This window comes from Ramlibacter sp. (genome assembly GCF_041916345.1).
Lineage (GTDB): Bacteria > Pseudomonadota > Gammaproteobacteria > Burkholderiales > Burkholderiaceae_C > Ramlibacter.
This window is the reverse complement of record NZ_JAYRZR010000013.1, coordinates 1-21,813: the sequence shown is the minus strand read 5'-3', so window position 1 is coordinate 21,813 and position 21,813 is coordinate 1. Positions and strand designations below refer to the sequence as shown.

The window sequence follows — 21,813 nt, the reverse complement described above, 5'->3', positions numbered from 1 at the left end:
GCAAAAGGCGCGATTATAGCGAGGCGTCAGCCGCCTGGCTAGCGTGAAAGCGCCGGGTCTGGCGCTCGGGGCGCCGATGGTCCAGCTCGCCGGCCGCGGCACGCAGGGCCTCGGCCAGCAGGGGCGCGCGGATCGGCTTGCTCAGGTAGTCGTCCATGCCGGCGGCGAGGCAGGTCTCGCGGTCCCCCTCCATGGCATTGGCGGTCATGGCGACGATCCAGGGGCGATCGGCCCCATCGTGGCGGTCCGCGATCTGGCGCGTCGCGGCCAGGCCGTCGAGCTCGGGCATCTGCACGTCCATCAGCACCACGTCGAACGGGGCCCGCTCATCGATGGCGCGATCCACCGCACGGACGGCCTCCACGCCGTTGGCGGCCACCTCGGCGTCGAAGCCCAGGCCGCGCAGCATGAGCAGGGCCACGCGCTGGTTGACCTGGTTGTCCTCGGCCAGCAGCAGCTTCAGCGGCATCAGCTCGCCCAGCTTCGGTTCGCGCGGCTTGCCCTCTTCGGCGGCAGCCGGCGCGGGGGCCGGCGGCGTGTGCTCGAACAGGTCGCACAGCGCGTCGAACAGCACCGAGGCCTTGGTCGGCTTGGTCAGCGTCTGGGCCACGCCGAGGCCGGCGAAGCGCTGGCCCGGGTCGCCGAGCGAGGTGAGCGCCAGGACCGGCAGGCGGCGCGCCGGCAGGCGCTTGCGCAGCTCGGCGGCGAGCATGTAGCCGTCCATGCGCGGCATCTGCACGTCGATGATCGCGGCGTCAAAGGCCTGCCCGGCGTCCAGCCAGGCCAAGGCCTCCTCGCCCGATCCGGCCGCCTGCGCCCGCATGCCCCAGCGCTGCGTCTGCAAGGTGAGGATGCGCCGGTTGGTGGCGTTGTCGTCCACGATGAGCAGCCGGCGGGCCGCCAGCCCCACCGGCCGGCGCGGGGCCAGCGCCGGCGTGGGCGCGGCCTCCAGCGGAATCTCGAACTGGAAGTTGGAGCCCTTGCCCTCCTCGGACTCGACCCAGATGCGGCCGCCCATCAGGTCGATGATGCGCTTGCAGATCGCCAGGCCCAGGCCGGTGCCGCCGAAGTGGCGCGTGGTGGAGGCGTCCACCTGGCTGAACACCTTGAACAGCCGGTCCATCGCGGCGGCAGGAATGCCGATTCCGCTGTCGCGCACGCTGGCGTGCAGCAGGGGTTGGCCGTCCTCGCCGGTCCGTCGCGACAGGCGAACGAACACCTCGCCCTGGGGCGTGAACTTGACGGCGTTGTTGACGAGGTTGATGAACACCTGGCGCAGCCGCGTGAGATCGGCGTAGATGGTGCGCGGCACCTCGTCCTCGATCCAGTACAGCAGGTCGAGCCCCTTGGCGCTGGCGGTGCGGCTGGTCAGGTCGAATGCGCCCTCCACGCACTCGGCCAGGCCCACCGGCACGCGCTCGAGCTGCATGAAGCCGGATTCGATCTTGGAGAAGTCGAGGATGTCGTTGATCAGCGCCAGCAGCTGGTCACCGCTGGTGCGAATGGTCTCCGCGAACTCGCGCTGCGTCTCGTCGAGGCGCGTGTCCAGCAGCAGGTCGCTCATGCCGATGACGGCATTCATCGGCGTGCGGATCTCGTGGCTCATGTTGGCCAGGAACTCGGCCTTGGCGCGGCCGGCAGCCTCGGCGGCGTCGCGGGCTGCTACGAGTGCCTGTTCGGCGCGGCGCAGCTCGGTGATGTCTTCGACCGTGCCCTCGTAGTAGAGGATCTCGCCGTCGTTGCCACGCACCACGTGCGCGTTCTCTGCCACCCACAGCGTCTCGTCGCTGTCGTGGCGGTACACCTCGGAGACGAAGTGCCGCACGCTGCCGTGGGTGCGCAGCTGGGCGCGGAAGGTCTCGCGCCGGCCCGGCTCCACGTACCAGCGGGTCGTGGGGTCATTGAAGGCGGCCAGGGCGGCCGCTTCGGAGGCGAAACCGTACAGGCGCACCAGCGCGTCATTCACGCGCCACTGCTGCCCCTGCGCGCCGGCCCGGTAGGCCCCGATGGGCAGCAGGTCGAACAGGGTCGAGAAGTCGTTGGACAGCCGGGGATCCATGCGTGCTGACACGCAAGAATCGTGCGCGCGCATGCACGGTCATGGTGCGCCAGCGCGGCGCAGGCTCCCCTCGCCCCGTCGGGGGAGAGGGCCGGGGTGAGGGGGTTCGTGAGGCGGCGGCGCAGGGCGTCGCGGGGGTTCACCCTCCGCGGCGCATCATGTCGAAGAACTCGACGTTGGTCTTGGTCGCCTTCATCGACTTCAGCACCATCTCCATCGCCTCGATCTCGTCCATGTTGTACATGAACTGGCGCAGGATACGGGTCTTCTGCAGGATCTCGGGGGCGAGCAGCAGCTCTTCGCGGCGGGTGCCCGAGCGGTTGAGCTGGATGGACGGGAACACGCGCTTCTCGTACAGGCGGCGGTCGAGGTGCAGCTCGCAGTTGCCGGTGCCCTTGAACTCCTCGAAGATCACCTCGTCCATGCGGCTGCCGGTGTCGATCAGCGCGGTGGCGATGATGGTGAGCGAGCCGCCTTCCTCCACGTTGCGCGCCGCGCCCAGGAAGCGCTTGGGCCGCTGCAGCGCGTTGGCGTCCACGCCGCCGGTGAGCACCTTGCCGGAGGAGGGCACCACGTTGTTGTAGGCGCGGGCCAGGCGGGTGATGGAGTCCAGCAGGATCACCACGTCCTTCTTCAGCTCCACCAGTCGCTTGGCGCGCTCGATCACCATCTCGGCCACGTGCACGTGGCGGGCGGCGGGCTCGTCGAAGGTGGAGGCGATCACCTCGGCCTTCACCGAGCGCTGCATGTCGGTCACTTCCTCGGGGCGCTCGTCCACCAGCAGCACCATCATGTGCACGTCGGGGTGGTTGGCGGCGATGGCGTGGGCGATGCTCTGCATCATCACCGTCTTGCCGCTCTTGGGCGGCGCCACGATCAGCGCGCGCTGGCCCTTGCCGATGGGCGCGATGATGTCGATCACGCGGCCGGTGATGTTCTCCTCGCCCTTGAAGTTGTCGCGCTCCAGGCGCATCTGCTCGCGCGGGAACAGCGGCGTGAGGTTCTCGAACATCACCTTGTGCTTGTTCGCCTCGGGCGGGCCGTCGTTGACCTTGTCGAGCTTGGTGAGCGCGAAGTAGCGCTCGCCGTCCTTGGGCGTGCGGACCTCGCCCTCGATCATGTCGCCGGTGTGCAGGTTGAAGCGGCGCACCTGCGAGGGCGAGATGTAGATGTCGTCCGTGCTCGCGGTGTAGCTCGTGTCCGGGCTGCGCAGGAAGCCGAAGCCGTCGGGCAGGATCTCCAGCACGCCGTCGGCAAAGACTTGTTCGCCCGCCCGCGCACGCTTCTTGATGATGGCGAACATCAGCTCCTGCTTGCGCATGCGGCCGGTGTTCTCGATCTCCAGTTCCTCGGCCTGCTTCAGGACTTCGGAAACGTGCAGCGCCTTGAGCTCGTTCAGGTGCATGGGGGGACTCCTCCAGGGAGTTCTTGGTTGGCTTTTCGGGGGGTGGCTTGATGCGGGGCGAGGCTGCCCTGCAGACCGGAAATCGAACCGGGCGCCCGTGGCCGGGCACCGGTGAACTGCGTCAAAGTATAGAGCAAAAAAGCAGGGGCCCCGCGGGGCCCCATGCTGCCCGCCGCGCGGGCGTGCTCAGGCGAGCTGCTGGTCCAGGAAGGCGGTGAGCTGCGCCTTGCTCATCGCGCCCACCTTGGTGGCGGCCAGCTGGCCGTCCTTGAACAGCATGAGCGTGGGAATGCCGCGGATGCCGAACTTCGCGGGGATGTCGCGGTTCTCGTCCACGTTCATCTTCGCGATCTGCAGCTTTTCCTTGTAGGTCTCGGACACCTCGTCGAGGATGGGCGCGATCATGCGGCACGGTCCGCACCATTCGGCCCAGTAGTCCACCAGCACCGGCTTGCCGGACTTCAGGACGTCGGCTTCGAAGGTGTCGTCGGAGATGTGCTTGATCAGGTCACTGGCCATGATTTCCTCGTCTGGGGCGGTGCTTGTCCCGCTAAAGTCGAGGCATTGTGACAGAAACCCCATGTCCCCGCCGGAGGCGGGACGAGTGTCCCGGGCCATGCTAGACGCCGGCCCCGCCCACCCAGCCGAGGCCCTGTGGGACCACGCCATCGGGCGCCTGCGCGAGCGGGTGCGCGAGCGGGGTGTCCACCCTTCGCGCGTGGTGGTGCTGGTGCCCTACGCGCAGCTCATGGCGGCCGGCCGCGCCGCCTGGGGCCGCCACGAACCGGGCGGCTTCGCGCCGCGGTTCCAGACCACGCGCAACTGGGCCGCCGCGGCGGCCTTCGAGCCCGCCTTGCTGGATCTCGCGTTCGACCGCGCACGTGACCTGCTGACCGCGCAGGCGCTGCTGTCGCGTGCCGGGCTCGGCGAGCGCGCGAACGTGCTGGCCGCACGCCTGCTCGATGCCACGCTGCAGCTGGCGCCGCTGGCCGCGGCGGTGGCGCCAGCGGCGCGCGGTGCCTGGGCTGCCCGTGCCCGGCAGGCGGCGGCGCTGGGCATGGAAGCCGATGCCGTGCAATTGGAGGCCGCCGTGGCGCGTGTGGCCGTGGAGTGGGCGGCGGCCTCGGGCTACGCCACTGACGTGCTGCTGCAGCCGCAGGCTCTGGACGGCGTGGATCTGCTGGTGGTGCTGCAGGGCCTGCACGACCCGCCCCTGCACGACGCGCTGCTGGCCACCGCGGGCGAGCGCGGCGAGCGGCTCCCGCTGGCGGAGGATGCGCCCGCGCACGGCCGCATCGGGCTGCATGCCTGCGCGGAGGCGGCCGACGAAGCCCAGCGCGCCGCCGCCTGCGTGCTGCGTCATCTCACCGCGGGGCGCCTGCCGGTGGCGCTGGCGGCGACGGATCGTGCGCTCACGCGGCGCATCGCGGCGCTGCTGCGACAGGCCGGCGTGACCCTCGACGATGAACAGGGCTGGAAGCTTTCCACGACGCGCAGTGCGGCCCGGCTGGCGGCCCTGCTGGCCGCCAGCGAGCGCGAGGCGCCCACCGACGCGGTGCTGGACGCCCTGAAGAACCTGCCCGTGGTGCCGCAAGGGGTGACCATCGCCATCGAGCGCCGCGCACGCAGGGCCGGCCTGCGCGACTGGCAGGCCGTGCGCCCTTCGGATCTGGGCGAGCCGGACGGATCGCTGGCCACCTGGCACGCGCGCATCGAGACGTGGCGCGGCGCCTTGCAGCAGGCCATGCCGCTCGCAGGCTGGCTCGACGCGCTGCGGGGCGTGCTCGACGAGACAGGCCTGGCCACCGAGCTGGCCCGCGACGCGGCGGGGGTGCAGATGCTGGAGGCCCTGCGCCTGCGCGGCCCGGACGACTTGCGCGACCTGCCGCAGGCCGACCGTCGCCTGCGGCCGGCCGCCTTCCGCGCCTGGGTCGACGAGGTCCTGGAGGCCGCGAGCTTCCAGCCGCCAGCGCCGCCCGGTGCGCAGGTGGTGGTGTTGCCGCTGGCGCAGATGCTGGGCCGTGCGTTCGCGGCCGCCGTGCTACCGGGCTGCGACGAGATCCGCCTGCCCGCGCAACCGCAGCCGCCGGGTGACTGGACGCCGGCGCAACGCCTGGCCCTCGGTCTGCCCACGCGCGAGCGGCTGGCGCAGGCGCAGCAGGCGGCCTGGCAGCAGGCGTTGGCCACGCCGGAGGTCGACGTGCTCTGGCGCGCCACCGACGCACAGGGGGAGGCGGTGCTGGCCAGCCCGCTGGTGCGGCTGCTCGCGGGCGATGGCGTCGCCAGCGCCGCGGACCCGCGACCGCCGCGCGCCGTCACGCCGGCGCCGGTGGCACCGCCGTGCGCCGATGGCTCGGCGCTGATGCCCGCCACGCTGTCGGCCAGTGCTTACGAGGACCTGCGGCGCTGCCCCTATCGCTTCCATGCCCTGCGCCAGCTCGGGCTGCGCGAGGAGGACGAACTGGAGACGGAGGCCGACAAGCGCGACTTCGGCGACTGGCTGCATGCGGTGCTGCGCCACTTCCATGAACACTTGCGGGATCAGGGCGAGCCGGCCGCGGGGCGCGCGGCACTGTTGGACGAGCTGGCGAAGGCGGAGGTCGCGCGGCTGCGGCTGGCCGGCGGTGACTTCCTGCCGTTCGAGGCCGCCTGGCCGGCCGTGCGCGACGGCTATCTCGCGTGGCTCGGTCGCCACGAGGCCTCGGGCCACGCCTTCGAGGCCGGCGAGCAGGCCCGCGAGGAGCCGGCCGGGCTGGTTCGGCTCAAGGGCCGCATCGACCGCGTGGACCGCGCCCCCGGCGGCCGCCTGCTGATCGACTACAAGACGGAAGCCCTGCAGGCCACGCGGGACCGCCTGCGCGATCCGCTGGAGGACACGCAGCTCGCCTTCTACGCGCTGCTGTTCCCTGGCGAGGCGGTACAGGCGGCCTATCTCAACCTGGGCGAACGGGGCGAGACCGTGCTGGTGCCGCATCGCGAGCTGGAGGCCGCGCGCGAAGCGCTCGCCGTGGGTATCGCGGATGACCTGGCCCGTGTGGCGGCCGGCACGCCGCTGCGGGCCATCGGCGCTGGCCGCACGTGCGAGCTGTGCGCCGCCCGCGGACTCTGCCGCAAGGACTTCTGGGCATGAGCAATCCTGCGGCTGCCTACGAGCACAACGGCCGCCCGGTCACCCGCGAGGCCTTCTACGCCGTGGCCTGCGATCCGCGCCGCAGCGTGGCGGTGGAGGCCTGTGCCGGCGCCGGCAAGACCTGGATGCTGGTCTCGCGCATCGTGCGGGCGCTGCTGGCGGGTGCCCTGCCGGGTGAGATCCTCGCCATCACCTTCACCCGCAAGGCCGCCGGCGAGATGCGCCAGCGGCTGGACGACTGGCTGGGCGAATGGGCGCACGCGTCCCCCCAGCGGCTGGTGGACGAACTCCGGCAGCGCGGACTGGCGGCCGGCCCGGCCGAGGCCGAGGCCCTGCGCACGCTGCAGCACCGCCTGCTCGTGAGCGGCGAGACGGTGCAGATCCGCACCTTCCATGGCTGGTTCGGCGCCCTGCTGGGCGCGGCACCGCTGGCGGTGCTGGAGCGCCTGGGCCTGCCCGCCAACTACCAGCTGCTGCTGGATGACACCGAGGCGACGGATCGCCTGTGGCGCCGCTTCCACCGCGCGCTGGCCGCCGAGCCACAGGCGCGCGCTGATTTCGAGGCCTGCGTCGCCACGCACGGGCGCACGCTGACGCGCAAGGCGCTGGCGGCGGCGCTGGAGCGCCGCGTGGAATTCACGCTGGCCGACCAGCAGGGCCATGTGGCCGATGCCGTCGAGACGATGGCCCAGCGGTTTCCCGCCTGGGCCGGGGTGGGCGAGCCGGCAGGGCTGCTGGCGCTGCCGCAGGTGCGCGAGCCGCTGCTTGCGGCGGCCCTGGTGCTGGGGCGCGCGTCGCAAGCGAGTTTCTCGGCCAAGGGTGTCGAGCTGGAGCAGGGCGTGAGCGCAGGCGATCTCGCCGCCGTCCGCGGCGCGCTCTTCACCGACAAGGGCGAGCCCCGTCGCTTCAGCGACCGTGTCGCCGGCCTGGAGACGGTGCGCGCCGCGCAGGCGCTGGCCGAGCAGCTCGCGGCGGCGGTGCAGCAGCACGAGGGCTGGCTGCACCAGCAGCGCATGGCGCGCCTGGCGCGCCTGCTGCTGCGCGAGTACGCCGCCCTCAAGCGTGATCACGGCTGGGTGGACATGAACGACCTGGAGCACGGCGCGCTCACGCTGCTGGGCGATTCGGTCGTCTCCGGCTGGGTGCAGGAGCGGCTGGACGCTCGCGTGCGCCACCTGCTCGTCGACGAATTCCAGGACACCAATCCCCTGCAGTGGCAGGCGCTGGCCCAGTGGCTGGCGGCCTACGCGGGCGCGGGCGCCGGTGCGCCCGCGGTGTTCATCGTCGGCGACCCGAAGCAGAGCATCTACCGCTTCCGCCGCGCCGAGCCGCGCGTGTTCAGCCAGGCACAGGCCTTCGTGCGCGAGGCGCTCGGCGGCGACCACCTCGCCTGCGACCACACGCGGCGCAATGCGCAGGCCGTGCTGGCCGCGGTGAACGCCGTCTTCGGTGTCGCCCAGGGCGAGGGCCTGTTCCTCGGCTTCCGCGTGCACACGACCGAGTCGGACGAGGCGGGCGAGGTGCTCGCGCTGCCACAGGTGCCCCGGCCTGAGCGGGAAGCGGCGGCCGACGCCGCACCCGTGTGGCGTGACAGCCTGTCGACCCCGCGCGAGACCGAGGAGGAGCGGCTGGTGACGGTGGAGGCCCGGCAGGCCGCGGCGTGGATCGCCGGCGAGATCGCCGCCGGCACACGGGCGGGCGACATCCTCGTGCTGGCGCGCCGGCGTGATCGCCTGGCCGAGATGGAGGCCGAGTTGCGCGCCCTGCACATCCCCGCCCAGCAGCCGGATGCAGCGCTGCTGCGCGAGCAGCCGGCCGTGCAGGACGTGGTCGCACTGCTCGACGTGCTGGTGTCGCCGGGGCACGATCTGTCGCTGGCGCGCGCGCTGCGTTCGCCGCTGTTCGGGCTGGACGACGCGGCGCTCGCGCGGCTCGCGGCCGCTGTCCGCGCACAGGCGACGCCGGGCCGCAGCTGGTTCGAGGTGCTCACCGATGCGCGGGAGGGGCCGCGCGAGTTCGAGGCCGTGGCGCAGCGGCTGCTGCGCTGGCGCGCCTGGCTGGACGAGCTGCCGCCGCACGACGCGCTGGCGGCGATCTACCGCGATGGCGACGTGGTGGCGCGCTTCACCGCCGCCGCGCCGGCTGCCCTGCGTCCCGCGGTGGCCGCCCATGTGAGCGCGGTGCCGGGTGCTGCGCTGGAAATCCGCGGGGGCCGGCAGCTCACGGCCTATGCGCTGGTGCGGGCCTTGAAGACCGCGCCCATCGAGGCGCCGGCGCGCCGCGCGGCGGACGCCGTGCAACTGCTGACCGTGCATCGCGCCAAGGGCCTGGAGGCTTCGGTGGTGCTGCTTCTGGACACCGACGCACCGCCGCCAGCCACCGAGTCCATGGGCGTGCTGTGCGATTGGCCGGTGGAGGCGCCCGCGCCACGGCGCTTCGTGTTCCTGGCCAGCGAGCAGCGCCCGCCCGCCTGCTGCGCCGAGGCGCTCGCGGCCGAGCGTGAGGCGCGCGGCCGCGAGGAGCTGAATGCCCTGTACGTGGCGCTCACGCGCGCCCGTCGCCGGCTCGTTCTGTCGTCGCTGGAGCCGCATCGCCGCGCGACGGTGACCTGGTGGCAGCGCCTGCAACCCCACGCCGCGCCGACGCAGCCCGCAGCGGCCCCGGACCGCGCGCCGCAGTCCGACGCGGCCTGGCCCATGCCGGATCTGCCGGCCTGGACACCGCCGCCCGCGCCACCGCCAGCAGATGCCGGGGAGACCGCCGATGCCGAGGCGGCGCGTTTTGGCAGCGCGCTGCACCGCCTGCTGGAGTGGGCCGACGCCCCGGGCGTTGCGCAGTCACCGGCTCGGCTGCGCCAGGCCCAGCGCGAGTTCGGCCTGGACGCCGTGGCGATCCGCCGCGCCGCCGACATGGCCGGTCGCATCCTGCACGGCGAAGCCGCGTGGGCGTGGGACCCGGCTGTCATCGACTGGCATGGCAACGAGGTCGAGCTTCATCACGCCGGCACGCTGCTGCGGCTGGATCGCCTGGTGCGGCGGCGTGACGACGGCGGCTGGTGGGTGATCGACTACAAGTCGGCGCTGCGTCCGCAGGACGACGTGGCGCTGGTGAACCAGCTGCGCCGCTACCGCGAGGCGGTGGGCGCAGCGCTCGAGGGCGGCGTGGTGCGCGCCGCCTTCATCAACGGCCAGGGCCGTTGGCTGGAGATCGAATGACGCCGCCGCGCGAGCCCTCTGTCCTGCGGCCCGGCCTGGGGGCCTTGCTGGCCTTCGCCTTCTCGATGCTGGCGGTGCTGCTGGCTTTCGTGCTCTCGCTCGTCATCGACCGTCGCGCGAGCGTGCAGATCGGCAGCGATGCCGGCGCCTACCTGGCGGAGCTGGCCAACCAGACCGTGACGCGACTGGATCGCTCGATGCATGAGCGCCACCGCGAGATCCGCCTGCTGGCCCGCCGCGTCGAGACGCTGGCCGACACCCGGACCCTGCAGGCCGAGCTGGACACGGTGCAGGCGAGCTATGCCTATTACGCCTGGATCGGCGTGACCGACGCGCAGGGGCGCGTGCGGGCGGCCAGCGGCGGCCTGCTGGCAGGCGCGGACGTCAGCAGCCGCCCCTGGTTCCAGCAGGCGCTGCGGGGCGTGCACCTGGGCGACGTGCATGAGGCCAAGCTGCTCGCCGGCCTGATGGGCCGCGCGGGCGAGGAGCCGCCGCGTTTCTATGACATCGCCTTCCCGCTGCGTGACGGCGGTGTGCTCGGCGCGCATGTGAACTGGGACTGGGCGAAGGATGTCCGGGCCGCCGTCTTCCGGCCCATCGGCCGCGCCCACGAGGTGGACCCGCTCATCCTGTCGTCCGCCGGCGTGGTGCTGCTGGGGCCGCGCGACGTGATGGACCAGCGGCTGCATCTGGCCAGTGTGAGGCGGGCCCTGGCCGGAGAGACCGGCTTCGAGGTGGAGACCTGGCCCGATGGCGAGCGCTATGTGGTGGGTTTCGCCCGCAGCCGCGGCTGGCAGGACTCCCCCGGGCTGGGCTGGACGGTGCTGGTGCGCCAGGAACTGGCCGAGGCGAATGCGCCGCTGCTGGCGCTGAAGCACGAGGTGTGGGCCGCCGGCCTGGTGCTGGCGGCGTTGTTCAGCCTGGTCGGTCTGCTCGCCGCGCACGGCATCACGCGGCCGCTGAAGCGCCTGGCCGATTCGGCGCGGGCCGTCGGCACCGGTCAAGGGGAGCTGGTGGAGCAGCCGGGCGCGTATCGCGAGGTGGACAGCCTGGCCTCCTCGCTGTCGACCCTGCTGCGCGAGCTGCATGTCAACCAGCAGGCGCTGCGCGACCTGAACGTGGACCTCGAACAGCGGGTGGCTGACCGCACGCACGAACTGCAGGAAGCCTTCGAGCGCGTGCGCGCCAACGAGCAGCGCATCCAGACCATCCTGGAGGCCGCGCAGGACCCGTTCATCGGCGTCGACCTCGATGGGCGCATCACCGACTGGAACACGCAGGCCGAGATCGTGTTCGGCTGGGCGCGCGAAGAGGTGCTCGGCCGCCGCGTCGGCGAGACCCTGGTGCCGCCGCGCTATGCCGAAGCCTTCGAGCGGGCGCTGCGCGGCTTCCGCCAGGCGCGCGAGGGTGACATGCTGCACCGGCCCATCGAGCGCCTCATGGTCGACCGGCAGGGGCGCGAGATCCCGGTGGAGGTGAAGGTCGGCTACGTGGCCACCGGCCGTGAGGAGTTCTTCGGTGCCTTCGTGCACGACATCTCCGAGCGCAAGGAGGTGGAGCGCATGAAGGACGAGTTCGTCTCCACGGTGTCGCACGAACTGCGCACGCCGCTCACCTCGATCTACGGCTCGCTCGATCTGCTGATCGGCCCGCTCGCGCGGGATCTGCCGGCGGACGCGCGCCAGCTGCTGGCGATCGCGCACGAGAGCACGGAGCGGCTGATCCGGCTGATCAACGACCTGCTGGACCTGGAGAAGATGGCCTCGGGCAAGCTGGACTACCGGCTGGAACGCCAGCCGCTGCGGCCCCTGGTGGCGCAGGCGCTGCGCGACACGGCCGCCTATGCGGAGGGCCTGGGCGTGCGGCTCGTGCTGGCCGACGGCCCGGAAGCCGAGGTGCTGGCCGACGGCGACCGCATCGTGCAGGTGTGCGTCAACCTGCTTTCGAACGCGGCCAAGTTCTCGCCGCGGGGCGGCGCGGTGGAGGTCGAGATCGGGCTGCGCGACGGCATGGCCCGTGTGGCCGTCATCGACCATGGCAGCGGCATTCCGGCGGCCTTCCGGGACCGCATCTTCGAACGCTTCGCGCAGGCCGACAGCTCCGACCGCCGCGCGAAGAGCGGCACCGGCCTCGGCCTCTCGATCTGCCGCAGCATCGTGGAGGCGCATGGCGGCAACGTCGGCTTCCTGAGCGAGCCGGACGTGCGTACCGAGTTCTGGTTCAGGCTGCCGCTGGCCGGCGAGGGCGAAGCCTAGAGCCCCTTGCGCTTCATTGCGCCCCAGGTCGACTGCCGGTTGGTTGCCCAGCGCCACAGGCCGATCAGGCGCCACCAGGTGTTGAGCTGGCGGTAGCCCAGGTTCTCGGCCACCACCACCACGGCCAGCATGGCGAGCTGCGCGGGTCGCGGGTAGATGTGGAAGGCCAGTTCCTCCAGCAGCAGGCCCGAGGCCGACAGCAGGATGCCGAGGCCGATGGCCAGGAACAGGAAGACGGCGAACGCCTGCCACGAGATGAGGCCGGTGGCGTAGGCGAAGGCCATGAAGAGGTAGCCGCCCAGTTCCACCAGCGGGCCCAGCCACTCGAAGGCGACCATGAAGGGAAACGCCAGCCAGCCGGGCGGGCCGCCGCGGCGGCTGAACACCAGGCCCCAGTGCGGGGCCAGGCTCTCGGACAGGCCGCGCTGCCAGCGGATGCGCTGGTTGCGCAGCGTCTGCCGGTCCTCCGGCGCCTCGGTCCAGCACACCGGATCGGGCACGAACTCGATGCGGTAGTCGGTGCCCTGGGCGCGCAGCATGCGGTGCATGCGCACCACCAGCTCCATGTCCTCGCCGATGGTGCGCGTGCGGTAGCCGCCGGCGGCGACCACCACGTCGGTGCGGAACAGCCCGAAGGCGCCCGAGATGATCAGCATCGCATTGAGCTGCGACCAGCCCAGGCGGCCGAACAGGAAGGCGCGCAGGTACTCCACCACCTGGAACAGCGCCCAGGGGTTGCTCGGCAGGCCCACGCGCGTGAGGAAGCCGCCCTGGATGTCGCAGCCGTTGGCCACGCGGACGGTGCCGCCGCTGGCCACCACGCGCGGATCGCGCAGGAACGGGCGCACCACGCGGTGCAGGCTGTCGCGCGCCAGCACCGAGTCGGCGTCGACCCCGCAGAACAGCGGGTGCCGCGCCAGGTTGATGCCGGCATTCAGCGAGTCGGCCTTGCCGCCGTTGGCCTTGTCGATCACGCGCAGGTGGGCGTGCGTGCGCGAGCGCCAGATGGCGCGCACCGGCTGGGTGGGCAGCCGCTCGTTCACCGCCTGCGGAAAGCGCTCCAGGTCGAAGGCCTCGCGCAGGCGCTCCAGCGTGGCATCGCTCGATCCGTCGTTGATGACGATGATCTCGAACTGCGGATAGGCGAGCTGCAGCATCGAGCCGACCGAGGCGACGATCGAGGCCTCCTCGTTGTAGGCCGGCACCAGGATGCTGATGGGCGGCTCCAGTCCGCTGAAGGCCTGCGGCAGCTCGTCCAGCACCTGCTCCTGCAGGCCGCGTGCCAGCCGCGTGAGCGACAGCGCGTTCAGCAGCAGGTAGCCGCCGTTCAGCAGCGCGAAGTACAGCAGGATGAACCAGGTCGCGAGTTCGACCGCCAGTTGCACGCTCATCCCAGGCCCCTTTCCGCCGCCACCTGGCGCAGCAGCGGCTCGGCCGCCGGATGGGAATGCGCGAGGCGCGCGAGTTCCGTGTCGGCGAGGAAAGGCAGGCGGCCCAGCGCCTGGGCGGCCGCCATGCGCACGTCCCAGTCGGCGTCGTCCAGCAGCGCGGCCAGCCGCGCCACGTCGCCCGGCGCGCCGAGGCGGGCCATGTGCCGCGCCGCCTCGGCGCGCACGCCGGCGTCGGCATGGGTCAGGCAGGCACGCACTTCGTTGCCCAGCGAGGGGCTGTCGCACAGGCGCAGCGCGGCGCGCAGCACCTCGGGTGGCTGCGCGGGCTGCAGCAGGCGCGCCAGCGTGGCCGCCGGCGGCTGGATCCGCACGGCTTCGGCCAGCTGCAGCGCGCGCGGCAACCGCTCCGGCGCCAGGCGCGGCAGCACCTTGGCGAGCAGCAGCCAGAACGGCTGGCGCGCCTCGGCCAGCACCAGGGCGACGCGGCTCAAGTCCCAGTCGACGCGATCCAGCAGCAGCGGCAGCAGGCCGTTGACGGCCCGCAGGGGTTCGATGCGCACCAGGGCCCGCGCGGCATGCACGGCAATCAGCGCGTCCCGCTCGCGCGCCAGCGCCACCAGGGCGTCCCAGGCCGCCGCATCCCGCAGGTAGCCGGCCGCCAGCGTGGCCTGCAGGCGCTCTGCCCGCGAGCCATGCAGCAGCAGATGGCGCACGCTGGCGTCCAGGCCCAGGCGCCGGGCCGTCTCGTTCAGGCGGTCGGCGGCCTCGCCACGCAAGGACTCGTGCAGGTAAGTCCACAGGCGGAGGAACAGGCCGTGCTCGCTGGCGGCGAGCGCCGGCAGCGACGCGGCATCCGGCCCCTCCAGGGCGGCCTGCAGCAAGGGGGGGCGCCAGCGGGCGACGAATGCCTCCCAGCGACGTTCGCGCACGGTCAGGCGCAGCCGCAGGAAGACAATGGCCAGCGTGAGCAGGCCCGTCAGGGCCACGGCCACGAGGCCGATGCCCAGCGCCAGCCGCAGGATGGGGTCAGAAAGTGTGCTGAACACCGAGCGTGGCGCCGCCGCGCCGGTGGAAGTCACCCTGGCGCACGCGGTGCAGGCCCCATTCGAGCGACCAGCCCGGCGCCAGCGGGTGGCGGCCCGCCAGCGCGAGCGAACGCACGCGCGCCAGCGCCACCGCGCCGGCGCCCACGGCAGTGGCTTCGTCGCCGCTGCCGGCGAACAGCGTCACCGAAGCGGCGTCGGCGTAGTACCAGGCCAGGCGCAGTTCGCCCGCGCCGGTGCTTCGGCCCAGCCCGCGGGACTGGTGCGCGAGCAGCGTCGCGCCCAAGGCGCCGAAGTAGTGCTCCACGCCCAGCGTGGCCTGCTCGACGCGGTTGTCGGTGTAGCGGGTGTGGCGCAGGCCGGCGTGCACCAGCCAGGCGGGCGCCACGGCCCATTGCAGCCCGGCCGCCAGCGTGTCGCGGGCCAGCACGCGGTGCGTGGGGCTGTGCGCGACCCGCGCCGTCGCCGTGAGGGTGTCGCCCACCGGCACGGCGCCGGCCAGCGCGAGTTCGGTGTCGTCCTGGTCGTAGCGGCGGGTGTGCGTCGCCTCCACTTCCACCCACTGCCGGGCCTGCCAGTGACGGCCCAGGCGAAGCGTCTGGCTCTGCCACGCGGGCAGGCCGCGGTCGAGGAGGCTGTACTCGGTGCTGGCCGTGGCGCGCCAGGCTGGCCCGGCGGCAGCCTGCGCCACCGCGGTGGCGGGCAGGGTGGCCCCCAGCGCGGCCGCCAGGCCAAGCGCCGCGGCGGAACGGCGCGCATGAGGGTGGAACGGTGTGTGGGCTTTCATGCGCTGGCGGGCCGGGCACGGGCGAAGCGGCGCACGCGCGCCAGCAGCTCCTCCGGCTGGAACGGCTTGAGGATGTAGTCGTTGGCGCCGGCATCGAGCGCGCGCACGATGTCGCGCTCCTGCGTCTTGGCGGTGAGCATTAGCACCGGCACCTGCGCCCAGCCCGGCTGCCGGCGCAGCAGGGCGAGCAGGGCCAGCCCGTCCATGAAGGGCAGCATCACGTCAAGCAGCACGATGTCGGGCGGGGCCAGCTGCTGGATGCAGGCCTGAGCCTCGCGCCCGTCGCGCGCCAGGGTCACGCGCCAGCCGGCGCGCTCCAGCATGAAACGCAGCAGGTGCGCGATGTGGTCGTCGTCTTCCACGACCAGGGCCGTGGCGGGGGAGGCGGGATCGGTCGGCGTGGGCGTGTCGGCCATGGGCCGATTGTGGCCCAGGGGCGCGTGGACGCGCTCAGGGCTGATGCGGCCGTGCCACGGCGGACGGCGCAAGGATGCTGAAGGGGGAGTTGACGAGCCTTACCCCCGGCACTGGCTCCACAGTTAGGGCTGCTTGGTTCCCCACCTGACCCGGTTGGCCGCTTCACCATGCGAGGAGGCCCGTCAGCGCGCATTCTACCGCCGGGGCCGCCGCTGCGCCGGGGCTCAGGCCGGAGCGACGGCGAAGGGTGCGGGCGGCTGGCCGGCGGCGAGCCGATCCACCATCTGCTGATAGGCGGCTTCGAGGTGGCGCGTCGAGCGGCGGGTGTCGAAAAGCGCGCTGGTGCGACGCAAGGCGCCGATCCGCTCGCGCAGTGCCGCCAGGCGACCTGGGTCCAGTGCCAGCTGCACGACCAGCCGTTCATAGGCGTGGGGGTCGGACGCCACCAGTTCCGGCAGGCCCATGGCGCCGAGCAGGCTGGCGCCGACCCGGCCGGGGAAGGTGGTCCCCACGCAGGTGGCGAACGGCACCCCGGCCCAGAGGGCGTCGCTGGCGGTGGTGTGCGCGTTGTAGGGCAGGGTGTCGAGGCACAGGTCTGCGTGGGCGATGCGCGCCAGGTGGTCGGCCGGCGGCGCCCAGGTGGCGAACACCAGTCGGCTGGCGTCGACGCCGCGTGCCGCGGCCTCCGCCCGCAGGCGGGCCGCGCCCGAGCCCGGCGGCTGCAGCAGCCACAGCACGCTGCCCGGCACGGCACGCAGGATGCCCATCCAGACCGAGAAGGTGGCGGGCGTCACCTTGTAGCTGTTGTTGAAGCAGGCGAACACGAGGCCCTGCGCCGGCAGCCCGTGGTCGGCGCGGGTGCCGGCCGAAGGCGCGACGGCCCGCCGGTCGTCGTTCATCTGGTAGCTGTCCGGCAGCCAGACCACGCTTTCGCTGAAGTGGGGCCACGCGGCCTCGGGCAGGACCACGCGGTCGGCGATGACGTAGTCGATGTAGGGCGCACCCAGCGTGCCCGGGAAGCCCAGGTAGCTCACCTGGATGGGCGCCGACCGCCGCGCCAGCACGTCCATGCGGTGCTCGCCGTAGTAGCCGTTCAGGTTGACCAGGATGTCCACGCCCAGGCCGGCGATGCGGCGGGCGGCCTCGTCGGTGCTCAGCGCGCGGATCGGCACGATCTCGTCGAAGGCGGCCTCCACGCGGGCGCGCTCGTCGCTGCCGTCGGACCAGCCGTTGTCGAGCGCGACGAGCCGGAAGCGGCCGCGGTCGTGCTGTTCGTAGGCGCCGCACATCAGCAGCGTGGTGGCGTGACGCCGGAACTCGCCGCAGAGGTAGCCGATGGTGATGCGGGGCGCGTCGGGCCTGGCACGCGTGGTCCGCAGGGGCGCACGGGCCGGAAACTCGCGCGTGCTGAACAGCTCGGCGCAGGTGCGTGCCCGCGCCTCATCGGTCGCGATGCCGAGGTAGCCGAAGGGCTCTGCCGCGGGCTGGCCCTCGCGCAGCGCGGTGTCGATGGCGGCGAGGGTGGCGTCATGGTCGCGCCAGTCGCAGCCGAGCATGCGCGCGTGCAGCAGGTTGCCGGCGGCGCTGGGCTGATCCGGCGCCACGGCCAGCAGCCGCGCGAAGCCCTCTGCCGCCGCATCCGGCTGGCCGGCCTTGAGCGCGCAGTCGGCCCGCGCCTCCAGCACGTCGGGCTGCAGGGGAGCCAGGGCGAGCGAGCGGTCGAAGGCCTCGATGGCGCGGGCGTGCTGCTGCAAGGCCATCAGCGCGTTGCCGCGATCGGCATGGATCGCCGGGTCGTCCGGCCGCAGCGCCAGGGCCCTGTCGAGCGCGGCCAAGGCCTCCTCGTGGCGACCGCACTGCCCCAGCGCGCCCGCGAAGTTGAGCCACGTGTCGGCATCGCCCGGCGCCAGCGTGGTGGCGCGCAGGCCGGCGTCCAGTGCCTCGTCGGGGCGGCCCAGATCCAGGCAGACGCGGGCGATGGCGTTCCAGGTGCCGGCATGCGGTGGCATCAGGCCGACGGCGGTGCGATAGGCGCTGCGCGCTTCCTCGAGCCGGCCGGCGTCGCGCAGGGCATTGCCCAGGTTGACGTGCGCCTCCGCGTACGAGGGGCGCAGGCCCACGGCCGCCTGCAGGTGGCCGATGCTGTCGTCGATGCGGCCCACCCGCCGCAGCGCCACGCCGAGGTTGTTGCGGATCTGCTCCTGCGCCGGCGCGAGGGCTACGGCCGCCTCGAACCAGGTGACCGCCTCTTCGTAGCGGCCGGCCTGGGCGGCGAGCGTGCCCAGCCAGGTGCGGGGCTCGGCGGCACGCGGCTCCTGCCGCACGAGTTGCAGGCAGATCGCCCGCGCGTCGTCGAGTCGTCCGGCCTGGATGAGCGCGGTGATGGCGGGGAGCAGGGCGTGCACGCGGGAGTGGGTGGATGCGGCGGCGCCGCGGGTCGGCCGCGAGTATACGAACGCCTGCGGGCCTGCTTTCGAGCACCTTTGCATTCATGCATGGCAGAATCCCGCCCAATCCTGACGGCATGCGCCACCTCGAACCCCAACAAATGCAGCCGCGCGAGCGGCGCGACCGGCAGCGTCAGCCGGCGCGAAAGCCCTCCCTCTGGAAGCTGGCGGCCCTGATCATCCTGCTGGCCGGTGGCGCCGGCTTCGGCCTGACGTTCTTCTTCCCGCCTTCCGCGGCGGACCGGGTGACACCCCAGGAGGCCGACGCGCGCCTGCAGGACTTCGCCCGGGCGCAGCCCCTGCTGCTGCAGTCGATCCCGCGTGACAAGGCGGACGCCGTCGTTTCGGCCATGGACATGCCGGCCGCGCAGAAGGACGCCTTGCGAAGTGACCTCGGGATCGCGACGGCGCCGGCCACGGCCCCGTTGCCTGCCCAGGCCCAGGTGCCAGCGCCAGCGCCGACCGCCAAGTTGGCGCCGGATCCGAGCGCCCGCCAGCTGGTGGAGGTCGTGCTGTGGGACACGCACTCGCCCGATGGCGATGTCGTGCGCGTGCGCAGCGCCGGCTTCAGCCGCGATGTCGTCCTGTCGAGGACGCCAACGGTGGTGTTCGTCCCTGTCGATGGCTCGGGGGTGCTGCAGATCCAGGGTGTGCATGACGGGGGCGGTGGCATCACCCTGGGCGTTCGCGGCCCGCAGAATGCCATGCTGATGCCGGTGATGAGCCCGGGCCAGGTGCTGAACCTCGGCATCCGCCTCCGGTAGGATGATTCCATGCGGGCCTGGTTGAGCCGGAATCTGCCGCTCCTGATCGCCATCAGCGTGCTGCTGATGATCGCGCAGCTCCTCAGGCAGGTCTGGCCCTCGGCCAGCGCGTTCGCGGCCATGCGGGCGTTCCTGCATGCGTGGGGGTGGTACTTCCTCGCGCTCGGCCTTCTTCTCGGCGCGCTGGCCTGGGCCTGTCGCGTGCATTGGCAGGGCAAGGCGCCCGCCTGGCTTTATCGGGTGATATCCATGGACATACTGGACCGGTTGACCAACAAGCAGCAGGTGGAAGAGGCTGCCGCGCGCATGGACGACGAGGCGCTCGTCATCGACGCCGACAGCCTGGCCGCGTCGCTGCAGGCCAAGGTGGTGGGCCAGAACGCGGTCTGCCAAGACCTGGCCCAGCAGGTGCGGCGGCGCATGGCCCTGCTGCAGCGCTCGAAGCCGATCGGGGTGTTCCTGTTCGCCGGGCCGCCCGGCACGGGCAAGACCTACCTCGCCAAGGTCCTGGCCGCGGAGCTGTCGCGCAAGCTGCTGCACTTCGACATGACGCAGTTCGCCGCGGGGTCGCACTCGGCCACGCAGCTGTTCGGCATGACCAAGGGCTACGTGGGCAGCGACAGCTACGGCAAGCTGACCGGCGGCCTGCGGGACCATCCGGCGGCCGTGGTGCTGCTCGACGAGATCGAGAAGGCGCACCCGGAGGTCCTGAAGGGCTTCCTCACGGCCTGGAACGACGGCTTCGTGACCGAGGCCTCCGACGGCAAGCACATCCCGACGACGCACGCGATCTTCATCCTGACGTCGAACGCCGCGACGGATGCGCTGTCCCAGCTCCAGCGCGACCTGGCTTCCGATCCGGATGGCCTGCGCATGGCATCGGTGAGCGCGCTGCGCGAGCAGGGCTTCGCCCCGGAGGTGCTGAACCGGATCGACCGGCTGTTCGTCTTCGCGCCGCTGGCGGGCCTGGACGTCGCCCGCGTCTGCGCACTCGAGATGGAGGCCATGATCCGGGGCTACGGGCTCGACGTGGCGCGCGGCGGGGTCGACCCCGACATCATCGTGCAGCTGATGCAGCGCTACCGGCGCATGGGCACCGCGGCGTCCTCGCGGGATGTCGTGCGGGCCCTGGAGGAGTCGATTGCGGACTCGCTGATCAAGGCCAAGCAGCTCGGCTACCGCACCATCGAGCTGCGCATGGAGGACGGCAAGGTGAAGGCGCGCGCGTGGGCGGAGCCCGTCGCGAAGCCCCGTCCGTGACGCCGCGCGCGAGCCTCTGGCGCGAAGCGTCCTCGTGGCGCTGGATCGTCGTGCTCGCCATCGTCTCCGCCGGGCTGGGCCTGCTGGGGTCGCCCTGGCGAGCGAACGTGCCCACGTCCGGCGGTCCGGCCACCTATGCACCACCGGCCGCCCCGGCGCCGCCACCGGGCGCGGGCGCGCCGACGTCCACGGCCGTGACACCAGCGCAGACGTCACCGCAGGCGGCCGGCTCTGATGCGCAGGCACCGTCTCGCGTGGCGCAGCCGGCCACGCCGGCCCCCTCACCGACGCCCGCGCCGGCCGTGCCGCCGCCCGTGACGGCCCAGCGGCAATCGCCCAGCACGGTCGTGTGGGCCATGTCCACGGGGCCGATAGGCGGACCGCCGATCTCTGGCGGTGGCCTGATCACCAGCAGCCTGCCAGGCGGCGGCTCCGCGCCGGCGGTCGCCACCAAGGGCCTGAGCTCGGGCCGCCACTACTGGGAGGTGATGCTCGCGGTGCAGCCCGGTGAGCCTTTCGCCTCGACATGGACCGCCGCGGGCGTCGTGGCCCGCAAGCCCGAGGACGAGGCCAGGGACCTCATCTTCCGCATCAAGGGCTCGCGGGACACCTCGACGGTGTTCCAGATCACGCCCGGCCGCGACCGGTCGATCGTCAACGGCGATGTGCTGATGTTCGCGCTCGATGTCGACAAGCGGCTGATGTTCTGGGGACACAACGGCCAGTGGCGCAACGGCGTGCCAGGGGAGGCGGGTGGCACGCAGATGAAGCTGGCGCCCGGCGAACAGTTCTTCGCGTTCGCAGAGGCTGCCAAGCCGGGCCGCGACGGCACGCCGGACAGCGACCGTTGGATCGCCAACTTCGGCGGGCAGAAGTTCAAGTACGCCCTGCCGGCGGGCTTCGACTCGTATGGCACCACCGGTCGCGCCATCGCGGCAGGTGCCACGTCGGTGGCTCCTGCCACGGCGCGGGCCATGCCAGCCGCGGCCCCGCCACCGATCGACACGCTCATCGGCAAGGTGATGCAGGGATCGGTGGAAGTGGGAAGCCAGAGCGTGCCGTTGCCGGATGGCCCCTGGACGGTGCTGGCCCACTTCAAGGGGGGCGCGGGCGGCCAACTGGACAGCATGGTGCTCGGCCAGCTTGCCCGCAAGACGCTTCGGCGGCTGGTGGTCGCGCAGGCGGGTCCCGGGACACGCCCCGCGCTGCCGCGATCCTGCGTGCGGCAGGACATCCTGTTCAACAGCAATCCCACGGGCGGCGCCGACATGGCGCAGTGCTGGTGGATCAACCATGCCACGAGCATCTGGGGCGATCACAACCTGTTCCGGTCGGCGCAGCTCGAGCTGGAGCAGCGTGGCATCCAGGCCTCTTCGGTCTTCATCAACGTGGGGTTCCATCGCTCGACGCCGCGCGGCCATGCCACGGTGTTCTACTACTTCGACCCGCTCGAGGAGGGGCAGCGAAGTGCCGCCACCAGCTGGGCCGCGAGCGAATGGCACAAGTCCCGCATCGAAGCCGATCCCGCCAGGCAGGCCTACGTGCAGAAGCTGACGGACTGGGGCCACAGCTGGGCGCCCATCTTCTACGCCAGCCGTTGAACCGGACGCGCGGCCCGCAGGCGGGCCGCCCCTTAGAAT

General features: G+C 72.4%; 14 protein-coding genes and 1 other RNA gene. 6 read left to right on the top strand and 9 right to left on the bottom strand.

Annotated features, from left to right (window positions below; genetic code table 11):
- Positions 1–13 precede the first annotated feature (13 nt).
- The 3 genes from ACE3T5_RS06045 to trxA all read right to left on the bottom strand — a co-directional run bounded on the left by ACE3T5_RS06045 (position 14) and on the right by trxA (position 3,983).
- On the bottom strand, positions 14–2,071 hold the full coding sequence (locus ACE3T5_RS06045) for a response regulator (protein ID WP_374665514.1): 2,058 nt from the start codon (positions 2,069–2,071) through the stop codon (positions 14–16).
- Between the two features lie 127 nt (positions 2,072–2,198).
- On the bottom strand, positions 2,199–3,464 hold the full coding sequence (gene rho / locus ACE3T5_RS06040; protein ID WP_374665512.1) for a transcription termination factor Rho: 1,266 nt from the start codon (positions 3,462–3,464) through the stop codon (positions 2,199–2,201).
- A gap of 186 nt (positions 3,465–3,650) precedes the next feature.
- The gene (gene trxA / locus ACE3T5_RS06035) at positions 3,651–3,983 is read right to left on the bottom strand and encodes a thioredoxin TrxA (RefSeq protein WP_374665509.1); all 333 of its coding nucleotides are present in this window, start codon (positions 3,981–3,983) and stop codon (positions 3,651–3,653) included.
- A gap of 97 nt (positions 3,984–4,080) precedes the next feature.
- Between trxA and ACE3T5_RS06030 the strand changes: the two genes are divergently transcribed.
- The 3 genes from ACE3T5_RS06030 to ACE3T5_RS06020 are packed head-to-tail and all read left to right on the top strand — an operon-like array spanning position 4,081 to position 12,064.
- Positions 4,081–6,594 carry a PD-(D/E)XK nuclease family protein gene (locus ACE3T5_RS06030; protein WP_374665507.1) on the top strand — a complete coding sequence of 838 codons (2,514 nt, stop codon included), beginning with the start codon at positions 4,081–4,083 and terminating at the stop codon, positions 6,592–6,594.
- Complete coding sequence (locus ACE3T5_RS06025) at positions 6,591–9,809, top strand: UvrD-helicase domain-containing protein (protein WP_374665505.1); 3,219 nt, start codon at positions 6,591–6,593, stop codon at positions 9,807–9,809. The genes ACE3T5_RS06030 and ACE3T5_RS06025 overlap by 4 nt, the downstream gene beginning before the upstream one ends.
- The gene (locus tag ACE3T5_RS06020) at positions 9,806–12,064 is read left to right on the top strand and encodes an ATP-binding protein (protein WP_374665504.1); all 2,259 of its coding nucleotides are present in this window, start codon (positions 9,806–9,808) and stop codon (positions 12,062–12,064) included. Before ACE3T5_RS06025 ends, ACE3T5_RS06020 begins: the two co-directional genes overlap by 4 nt.
- Here the strand turns inward: ACE3T5_RS06020 and ACE3T5_RS06015 are convergent.
- The 6 genes from ACE3T5_RS06015 to ACE3T5_RS05990 form a co-directional block, all read right to left on the bottom strand.
- Positions 12,061–13,455 (bottom strand): glycosyltransferase family 2 protein, encoded by a 1,395-nt coding sequence (locus tag ACE3T5_RS06015; protein ID WP_374665503.1) that lies wholly within the window; start codon positions 13,453–13,455, stop codon positions 12,061–12,063. The genes ACE3T5_RS06020 and ACE3T5_RS06015 overlap by 4 nt on opposite strands.
- On the bottom strand, positions 13,452–14,501 hold the full coding sequence (locus tag ACE3T5_RS06010) for a HEAT repeat domain-containing protein (protein ID WP_374665502.1): 1,050 nt from the start codon (positions 14,499–14,501) through the stop codon (positions 13,452–13,454). The genes ACE3T5_RS06015 and ACE3T5_RS06010 overlap by 4 nt, the downstream gene beginning before the upstream one ends.
- Positions 14,482–15,285, bottom strand: a complete 804-nt coding sequence (locus ACE3T5_RS06005) for a YaiO family outer membrane beta-barrel protein (protein WP_374665501.1) — start codon at positions 15,283–15,285, stop codon at positions 14,482–14,484. The genes ACE3T5_RS06010 and ACE3T5_RS06005 overlap by 20 nt, the downstream gene beginning before the upstream one ends.
- Entirely contained in the window at positions 15,282–15,701 is a 420-nt protein-coding gene (locus ACE3T5_RS06000) for a response regulator transcription factor (protein ID WP_374665500.1), read from the bottom strand. The genes ACE3T5_RS06005 and ACE3T5_RS06000 overlap by 4 nt, the downstream gene beginning before the upstream one ends.
- Positions 15,702–15,789: 88 nt before the next feature.
- Positions 15,790–15,886, bottom strand: an RNA gene (gene ffs / locus ACE3T5_RS05995) — signal recognition particle sRNA small type.
- Positions 15,887–15,926: 40 nt separating this feature from the next.
- Positions 15,927–18,107 carry a tetratricopeptide repeat protein gene (locus ACE3T5_RS05990; protein WP_374665499.1) on the bottom strand — a complete coding sequence of 727 codons (2,181 nt, stop codon included), beginning with the start codon at positions 18,105–18,107 and terminating at the stop codon, positions 15,927–15,929.
- A 119-nt stretch (positions 18,108–18,226) separates the two neighbouring features.
- Between ACE3T5_RS05990 and ACE3T5_RS05985 the strand changes: the two genes are divergently transcribed.
- From ACE3T5_RS05985 to ACE3T5_RS05975, 3 genes are read left to right on the top strand one after another with little or no spacing between them, the layout of a single operon-like run.
- Positions 18,227–18,913, top strand: coding sequence for a hypothetical protein (locus ACE3T5_RS05985; protein ID WP_374665498.1), 687 nt, complete (start codon positions 18,227–18,229; stop codon positions 18,911–18,913).
- A gap of 9 nt (positions 18,914–18,922) precedes the next feature.
- Complete coding sequence (locus tag ACE3T5_RS05980; protein WP_374665496.1) at positions 18,923–20,173, top strand: AAA family ATPase; 1,251 nt, start codon at positions 18,923–18,925, stop codon at positions 20,171–20,173.
- Positions 20,170–21,774: a hypothetical protein gene (locus ACE3T5_RS05975; RefSeq protein WP_374665494.1), complete on the top strand. Its 1,605-nt coding sequence runs from the start codon at positions 20,170–20,172 to the stop codon at positions 21,772–21,774. Before ACE3T5_RS05980 ends, ACE3T5_RS05975 begins: the two co-directional genes overlap by 4 nt.
- Positions 21,775–21,813: the final 39 nt, after the last annotated feature.